The following is a 6027-nucleotide window of genomic DNA, read 5'->3' on the forward strand; positions in this document are numbered from 1 at the left end:
TGTCCCGCATCGCCATCGAGCCGAGACCGTACCAGCTCGTGCCCCTGCTCATGGCGCTACGCCAGGACACGATCCGCCTGCTGATCGCCGACGACGTCGGCATCGGCAAGACCGTGGAAGCGTGCCTCATCGCCCGCGAGCTGCTCGACCGGGGCGAGATCCGGCGCATGGCCGTGCTGTGCCCGCCGCACCTCGCGGAGCAGTGGCAGCGGGCGCTCACCGACCAGTTCCACATCGACGCGGCCCTGGTGCTCCCGAGCACGGCCGCCCGCCTGGAGCGCGACTGCGGTCCGGGTGAGTCGCTGTTCGACCGCCACGCGCACGTCGTCGTCTCCACCGACTACATCAAGGCCGAGAAACGCAGGCACGAGTTCCTGCGGGCCTGCCCGGAGTTCGTGATCGTGGACGAGGCCCACGGTTGCGCCGCGCCGGTGGGGCCGGGTCGATACCGCCAGCAGCGCCACGACCTCCTGGAGGGGCTCTCCCGCGATGAGGACCGGCACATCGTGCTCGTCACGGCCACACCCCACAGCGGCAACGAGGCGGCGTTCCGCTCCCTGCTCGGGCTCCTCAGCCCGAACTTCATCGAGCTACCGGAAGACCTCTCGGGCGACAAGAACCGCAAGGTGCGTGAGGAGCTGGCCCGCTACTTCGTGCAGCGCCGCCGCGCCGACCTCCAGGAGTACATGGGCACCGAGACGCCGTTCCCGGCGCAGGAGGCGGCCGAGGACAGCTACACGCTCAAGCCCGAGTATCGGAAGCTGTTCGACAAGTTCCTGGCGTACTGCCGCGAGCGCGTGGTCGAGCCCGGCGCCACCGCCCACCGCCAGCGCGTGAAGTGGTGGTCGGCGCTCGCCATGCTGCGCGCCCTGGGCTCCAGCCCGGCCGCCGCCGCCGCAACCCTGGTCAACCGCGCCATGGCCGCCGACACCGAGACGCTCGAAGAGGCCGACGCCGTGGGCGGCCGCGCGGTGCTCGACCTGGACGACGAGGCGACCGAGGGCATCGACGTGGTGCCGGGGTCCCAGGTCGACGAGGACGAGGCGTCCTCTGACCGCAAACGGCTCCTCGAACTCATGCGCGAGGTCGTCGATCTCGCTGGCGATCAGGACGCCAAGCTGGTTCATGCGACCAAGCTCGTGAAGGAGCTGCTCGACGACGGCTTCGCGCCGATCCTGTTCTGCCGGTTTATCCCCACGGCCGAGTACGTGGCGAACCACCTGCGGCAGAAGCTCAAGGGCGTCGCGGTGCAGGCGATCACCGGCAAGCTCACCCCCGAGGAGCGCGAGGAGCGCGTCGCCGATCTCGCCGCGAACGACCGTCGCGTCCTCGTCTGCACCGACTGCCTGTCCGAGGGGATCAACCTCCAGGAGTCGTTCGACGCGGTCATGCACTACGACCTCTCCTGGAACCCGACCCGCCACGAGCAGCGCGAGGGGCGCGTGGATCGCTACGGGCAGCCGAACCCGGTCGTGCGGACGATCACATTCTACGGGCAGGACAACCCGGTGGACGGCTTCGTGCTCGACGTGCTCCTGCGCAAGCACAAGCGCATCCGCTCCCAGCTCGGCATCACCGTGCCGGTGCCCATGGATACCAGCGTCATCGTGGAGGCGATCTTCCAGGGGCTGCTGCTCAGGAAGAAGGCGGAGCCGCAGCAGCTCCTCCTCGACTTCGCCGAGGACCCGGCTCGCAAGCAGATGGACATCCAGTGGGACGCGGTCGCGGAACGGGAGAAGAAGACCCGCAACCTGTTCGCGCAGCACCAGATGCAGAAGGCGGTGGGCGACGATCTCGTCGCCGAGCTGACCGAGACGCGGCGTGCGCTCGGCAGCGGGCAGGACGTCGAACGGTTCACGACCGAGGTGCTCACGAGCTTCGGCGTCGCGATCTCGAAGAAGAAGAACACCCACGCGATCTCGCTCCAGGGAGCACCGGCCGCGCTGCGCGACGCCGTGGGCGAGGATGAGGGGCTGACGATCTGCTTCGGGCCGCCCGTGCCCAAGGGCGCGAAGCTGGTCACCCGCACCCATCCGGTGATCGAGGGGCTGTCGGCGCTGGTGCTGGAGGGCGCGCTCGACGCGGCGCTCCCGGGCCCGGCCCGGCGCTGCGGTGTGATCCGCACGGGCGCGGTCTCGAAGCGGACTACCCTGCTGCTCCTGCGCCTGCGCTACCACCTCATCGCCGAGGGTGGCGCCGATCCCATCCTGGCCGAGGATCTCGCCCTGGTGGGCTTCGAGGGCAGCCCCGAGGAGGCGATCTGGCTCCCAGAGGACGCGGTGCTGCCCCTGCTCGACGCCCAGCCCGGCGCCAACGTCCCGGCGGAACCGGCACGCGAGCAGCTCCAGCGGCTCATGGAGGCAGTACCCGCCCTCCGGCCGCACCTGCACAAGGTCGCCGAGGACCGGGGCCGCGATCTGCTCATCGCCCACAAGCGGGTACGCGGTGCGGCCCGGATCAGCATGCGCGGCATAAAGGTCGAGCCGCACCTGCCGGTGGATCTGCTCGGCGCGTTTGTCTACCTGCCCGTGCCCAAGGGAGGCGCGTCATGAGGCGGGGGCGCAGCGCGTTCGCCTGCGTGCAGACCGAGGGCGGGCTGCTCCCGTCCGATCTGCTCGAACGGATCGCGGCGGGCGACAAGGTAGTGCCCGGCCTCAACGTCACCGACTACCACCTCGTCGGCACCGAGACCTTCGGCGAGGCCGTGAGCCGCGCCTGGAGCCGCCTGGTGGCCGCGTGGAAGGCGTTCGCGGAGGCGGCGGCCAAGCTGCCCGACTCCGATCTCGGGACGGCCGTCACGCGGGAGCGGTGGCTCCTGCCGCTGTTCCAAGAGCTGGGGTACGGCCGGTTGACAATCGCCAAGGCCGTGGAGCTGGAGCGCCGTACGTTCGCGATCTCCCACTTCTGGAAGAACTCGCCGATCCACACGCTCGGCTTCCGCATCGGCCTCGACCAGCGGCAGAAGGGCGTGGCCGGGGCGGCGATGGCGTCGCCCCACGGGCTAGTGCAGGACTTCCTCAACCGCTCCGACGACCACCTGTGGGCGTTCGTCACGAACGGATACGTGCTGCGCATCCTGCGCGACAACCGCAGCCTCACGCGGCAGGCGTACGTAGAGTTCGACCTCCAGGCGATCATGGAGGGCGCGCAGTACGCCGAGTTCGCGCTCCTGTGGATGATCTGCCATGAGAGCCGGGTCGAGGCCGACAAGCCGGAGGAGTGCTGGCTGGAAAAGTGGTTCCAGCTCTCCAAGGACGAGGGCGTGCGCGCCCTCGACAAGCTCCGGGCGAGCGTCAAGGTCGCCATCGAGCAGCTCGGCTCCGGGCTCCTGCGCCACCGCGCGAACGTCGAGCTGCGCGACGCCCTGGCGCGCGGCGACCTCGCGGCCCAGGACTACTACCGGCAGCTCCTCCGGCTCGTGTACCGCCTCATCTTCCTGTTTGCGGCCGAGGAGCGTGGCGCCCTGCTCGATCCCGCCGCCCCCGAGGTCGCTCGCAAGCGGTACCTCGACTGGTATTCCACGCTCCGCCTCCGCAGGCTGGCCGAACGGCGGCGTGGCGGCCCGCACCCGGACCTATGGCAGGGCTTGAAGCTCGTCATGGCGCGGCTCCGCGAGGGGTGCCCCGAGCTGGGTCTGCCCGCGCTCGGCAGCTTCCTGTGGACCGACGAGGCGGCCCCTTGGCCGTTGCGCTCCGAGATCGCGAATGAGGACCTGCTCGCCGCCGTACGCGCCCTGTGCGCCACCCGCGACGCCGGGGTGACCCAGACGGTCAACTGGAGGCTCGTGGGCGCGGCCGAGCTAGGGAGCATCTACGAGTCGCTCCTAGAGCTGCACCCGCGCATCGAGAAGGAGGCGGCCCGGTTCGAGCTGGGAACCGCCGCCGGGCACGAGCGCAAGACCACGGGTAGCTACTACACGCCGTCTTCGCTCGTGGACTGCCTGCTCGACTCGGCGCTCGACCCGGTGCTCGCCGAGGCGGCGAAGAAGCCCGAGCCCGAGCAGGCGATCCTGGACCTCAAGGTGTGCGACCCCGCGTGTGGCTCCGGCCACTTCCTCGTGGCGGCGGCGCGGCGCATCGCCCGGCGGCTCGCTCAAGTGCGCTCCGGCGACGAGGAGCCGAGTCCGACCGCGATGCAGCACGCGCTGCGCGACGTGGTGGGCAAGTGCCTTTTCGGCGTGGACCTGAACCCCATGGCCGTGGAGCTGTGCAAGGTCTCCCTGTGGATGGAGGCGCTGGAGCCGGGGCGGCCCCTGTCGTTCCTGGACGGCCATATCCAGTGCGGCAACTCGCTGCTCGGTGCGACCCCCGCGCTGCTGCGCAAGGGCATCCCGGACGAGGCATTCGACGCCATCGAGGGCGACGACAAGAAGATCGCCTCGGCGCTCAAGAAGCGGAACAAGCAGGAGCGCAAGGGGCAGACCGCGCTGCTTTTCGACCGCGTGGCCGAGGAACCGGCGCGCTACGACGTCATCGCGGGCCGCGCCGTCACCGTGGAGCAGAAGGACGATGCCTCCATTGAGACCCTGCGCTGCAAGGAGCGGCTGTGGAAGGGGTTGGTGGAGTCGGGCGAGTACCGGCACGCCGCGTTCCTGGCCGACGCCTGGTGCGCGGCGTTCGTGTGGCCCAAGGTCGCGGAGCACCAGGAGGCCGCGATCACCGAGGACCTCTGGCAGCGCATGAAGGCCGGGCCGGACAAGGTGCCCGCGAGGACCCGGGAGATCGTGGAGCGGCTCAAGGTCGAGTATCACTTCTTCCACTGGCACCTGGCGTTCCCGCAGGTGTTCCGGGGCGAGGAGAACGAGGGCACCGGGTGGGGTGGAGGGTTCGACTGCGTGCTGGGGAACCCGCCGTGGGAGCATGTCGAGATCATGGAGGAGGAGTTCTTCGCTACGACGCGACCTGACATCTCGGGCGCAGCAAATGCTGCCGCACGCAAGAAAGCCATCGCGAGACTCGAAGAGGAGGACCCTCAGCTTTTCGCTGACTTCCTTTCAGCGCAGCGTGGTGTCGATGCCGAGACGCATCTCTTACGGAGCACAGGGCGTTTCCCTCTATGCGCACGGGGTCGGATCAACACCTACGCTGTTTTTGCCGAGCTGAACCAGAGCCTGATTTCCTCCGCAGGTCAGGTGGGCTGCATCCTGCCGTCGGGCATTGCCACCGACGACACCACCAAGCTCTTTTTCCAGGACTTGATCGGGAAGAACAGCCTGCGGAGCCTGTACCACTTCGAGAACGAGGACCGCATCTTCCCAGGTGTACACCACGCCTTTCGATTCGTTCTCCTTACCGTGGGCTACGACCGGAGGAATTCACCCGCAGACCTCGTGTTCTTCGCCCGTCAGGTCGCCCAACTCGCGGACGACGAGCGCCACTTTTCGTTGCTGCCTGATGAGTTCGATCTACTGAACCCCAACACGGGAACATGCCCCATGTTTCGTTGGCGTCGGGACGCTGAGATCGCCAAGACCATCTACCGCCGTGTCCCCGTTTTAGTCCGAGAGTCCCGGGACGATGAGCCCGAGGTGAACCTGTGGCGGGTAAGTTTTCGTCAAGGGATCTTCAACATGGCAAGCGACTCAGGACTATTCCGAACGAGGGAGCAACTCGAAGAGAACGGCTGGACACTCAGCGGCAATATCTTCGTGCACGGTGATGAGAAGTACCTGCCGTTATACGAAGCCAAGATGGTCCACCACTTCAACCACTGCTTTGGCACATACGAAGGGCAGACCGAGGCTCAGGGAAACCAGGGCAAGCTGCCCGAGGCTACTCCCGAACAGCACGCGGACCCGACGTTCGTTGCGCTGCCTTACTACTGGGTTCCGGAACGTGAGGTCGAAGACCCGCTTGCGGGCCGCTGGGATCGTAGCTGGCTTCTCGGCTGGCGCGACATCTGCCGGAGCACCGATCAGCGCACCGTCATCGCCGCCGTTATTCGGAGGGCGGGAGTGGGGAATAAACTGCCACTGTTCCTGTCAGACAAGGAGCCAGCCAGCCTCTACGCGAACCTTTAGATCGGAAG

General features: G+C 68.0%; 2 protein-coding genes. Both read left to right on the forward strand.

Features of this window, described 5'->3' with window-relative positions:
* The coding region (locus M0R80_31080; protein ID MCK9464085.1) for a DEAD/DEAH box helicase at positions 1-2552 on the forward strand (2552 nt) is incomplete at its 5' end.
* The gene (locus M0R80_31085) at positions 2549-6019 is read left to right on the forward strand and encodes an N-6 DNA methylase (protein ID MCK9464086.1); all 3471 of its coding nucleotides are present in this window, start codon (positions 2549-2551) and stop codon (positions 6017-6019) included. The genes M0R80_31080 and M0R80_31085, both read left to right, overlap by 4 nt.
* Positions 6020-6027: the final 8 nt, after the last annotated feature.

The sequence above is a fragment of the Pseudomonadota bacterium genome, assembly GCA_023229365.1.
GTDB lineage: Bacteria > Myxococcota_A > Polyangia > JAAYKL01 > JAAYKL01 > JALNZK01.